Origin of the sequence: Clostridium mucosae, assembly GCF_024622765.1 — a bacterium.
In the GTDB taxonomy this organism is placed as follows: Bacteria; Bacillota; Clostridia; order Clostridiales; family Clostridiaceae; genus Clostridium.
In genome coordinates, this window is record NZ_JANKAF010000059.1 from 1 (window position 1) to 1,385 (window position 1,385).

Genomic DNA, 1,385 nt, shown 5'->3' on the forward strand with positions numbered 1-1,385 from the left:
TCACCAAAGTTCACAGTTACTGGAACTTCTCCACCTTGTGCTGATGAAGCTAATTTATATGTTACTGACTTCAACACATCTGTCTTAACACCATCTTTATAGTGAAACCTTTCCTCTTTACCTAAATACATTAATTCTCCAAACGTTTTATTTATATCTGGACATATTTTCATTGTTGCCATAATTAAACTCCTCCAATTTCTTTTAATTTAATATTAATTTTTCTTTTTTTATAAATTTATAAATACATGAATGTACATCATTACATATTCCCGAAATTCTTTTATTATTTTTATCAACTAAATAATATTTATCATTTACACATAATATTTTTCCTTTTTTATGTCTTACCTTAAAAACATATTCATCAAAACTAATTCTTTTTATTTTTATATCTATAATTTTCATATCATCAATTCCCATATCATCACATATTCAAGAATATTAAGCAGTTACTACCGCCTTCAATCAATAGGAACCCTTAAAGCAAGTTTAAGGAACCCAATTGATTTCAGTTGGTCTGAATAAAAAACATAATCGCAAGTTCTCTCCTGCCGACAACGACCCCCGCAATACTGCTAAAACCACACTTCGGTAGCTCTTGGTAAGATATACAACCCCAACTAAAACTCACTCCCTTCAAAGGCTAGTAACTATCTCTTATCGCTCGACTGCGTGATGATATTGGATTTACACGCTTCCCTTAATATTTATTTTTAAAAGCTATATCTTACTTCATATACCACCTCCTTATTTTTATTTAAAGTATTCATTAATTAAATACTTTTTTGAGTTTACAATCTTAAACTATGTAAACTCTAAAAATATTTAATCATCTCTTAGAATTTAATATTATATTTTATTTAATAAATCTTTAGCTTTGATCATATCTAAAAAGCTAACTTTTAAATCTTCTCTATTTAATACATTTATGTACGCTTTTATTTCTCCCTTAAATTCTAAAAAATCAAAGTCATTCTTTTCTAAACATTTTATATAGCTTTTCAGAGATTCCTTTAATAGTCTTACTATTTCTTTTTCATCTAACATCTAATAACCCCTTATTTTTATTTAAAGTATTTATTGCTTTCACAACTTTAAACTGTGCAAACTCTAAAAATATTTAATCATCTTTTAAAAACCTGTATGTATCTTACTTTACGTGGTATCATTTTCCCTTTAATTGATACAAAATCATCATGTCCTTTAAAACAATACTTAATATTAAAATCTTTCAACTCCTTAACATCTTTAATCTTCATATCTCCATAAAGGTCAATTCTAAGTCTTGATCTATCCTTTATCTTTGTATCTATAGCAGATAAAAATATTTTATATTGATTCACAACATCAACTCCTTATATAAAAGCTTGTACTACATCAAA

The 1,385-nt window shown here is 26.6% G+C and carries 4 protein-coding genes; all 4 read right to left on the reverse strand.

Annotated features, from left to right (window positions below):
* The coding region (locus NSA50_RS19660) for a YdcP family protein (protein ID WP_257448243.1) at positions 1-182 on the reverse strand (182 nt) is incomplete at its 3' end.
* Positions 183-204: 22 nt separating this feature from the next.
* Entirely contained in the window at positions 205-423 is a 219-nt protein-coding gene (locus NSA50_RS19665; RefSeq protein WP_257429872.1) for a hypothetical protein, read from the reverse strand.
* 429 nt (positions 424-852) lie between these two features.
* Positions 853-1,050, reverse strand: a complete 198-nt coding sequence (locus NSA50_RS19670) for a hypothetical protein (RefSeq protein WP_257448245.1) — start codon at positions 1,048-1,050, stop codon at positions 853-855.
* 77 nt (positions 1,051-1,127) lie between these two features.
* Positions 1,128-1,346 carry a hypothetical protein gene (locus NSA50_RS19675; RefSeq protein WP_257448248.1) on the reverse strand — a complete coding sequence of 73 codons (219 nt, stop codon included), beginning with the start codon at positions 1,344-1,346 and terminating at the stop codon, positions 1,128-1,130.
* Positions 1,347-1,385: the final 39 nt, after the last annotated feature.

Bases quoted from the DNA above. Each gene is read 5' to 3' on its own strand.
- NSA50_RS19670 (WP_257448245.1), bottom strand. From the start codon at position 1,050: ATGTTAGATGAAAAAGAAATAGTAAGACTATTAAAGGAATCTCTGAAA.
- NSA50_RS19665 (WP_257429872.1), bottom strand. From the start codon at position 423: ATGGGAATTGATGATATGAAAATTATAGATATAAAAATAAAAAGAATT.